General features: G+C 42.1%; 1 protein-coding gene. It reads left to right on the top strand.

Annotated elements, in window-relative coordinates:
- Positions 1-1,080, top strand: a 1,080-nt coding sequence (gene dnaX / locus ACWATR_RS40315) for a DNA polymerase III subunit gamma/tau (protein ID WP_460346073.1), incomplete at both ends; no start/stop codon positions are given.

Raw genomic sequence — 1,080 nt, forward strand, 5'->3', positions numbered from 1 at the left:
CCGCCCGCATCATGGCTAAATCCCTTAACTGTCAGTTAACCGATGAGCCAACAACCAAGCCCTGCGGAGAATGCAATTCATGCAAGGGAATTACAGCCTCTTCTTCACTGGATGTAACTGAGTTAGATGCTGCCAGCAATAGCGGGGTAGAAACAATCCGCGAGTTAATTTCCACTACCCAGTTTGCAGCAGTTGAGGGAAGATACAAAATTTTCATTATTGATGAATGTCATGCCCTGAGCAGTCAATCGTGGCAAGCACTCCTCAAGACAATTGAAAATCCACCCCGTCATGTAGTTTTCATCTTCTGCACAACTGAAATACACAAGGTTCCTGAAACTATCATCTCGCGCTGTCAAAAGTTTGATTTTAGGAGAGTAGGACTAGAAACACTTGTTCAGTATTTATCAAAAGTTGCCCAGAATGAAAACATCAACATTAACGCACCTGGTATTTGGGCGATCGTCAAGTCTTGTGGAGGTTTTATTCGCAACTGTCTTGTATTGCTCGATCAATTGAGCAACCTGGGAGTAGATGAAATCACACCAAATTGGGTTTGGGAATTATCAGGTGTCGTTCCCGAACATGACCTACTTACCCTAACAGAAAACCTTGCTAAAGGAGACGTAACAACTAACTTACAAATCCTCCAAGACTTAATCGAGTATGGCAAAAACCCATTCGTCATATACTCAAGTTTAACTGGGTTTCTCAAAGACCTGCTAGTGGCTAAAACTGCTCCTGATAATAGACAAATTACTCAACTGGAGGAAGACACTTGGCAGGAACTCGTTACTATTTCTCAGATGTGGGAACTAACCCAGATTCAGGCAAGTATTGCCCTGTTAATGTCAAGACAACAGTTAATGCGTGACTCGGAGGCAGCTAAACTTTGGTTGGAAGCGACACTCATTGAGTTAACCAATATCAAAGAAGAAAAACAACCTTGGACTAATTGGAAAACAATCCAAGATGCTATCAATTGGGGTAAAGAACAACTCCCACATTTATCTCAATCTGAACTCGAAAGGCATTGGAACAATGTTACTCCCATTAAAGGTAAAAAAGCACCTGCGTGGG

It is taken from the genome of Nostoc sp. UIC 10890, assembly GCF_054786515.1.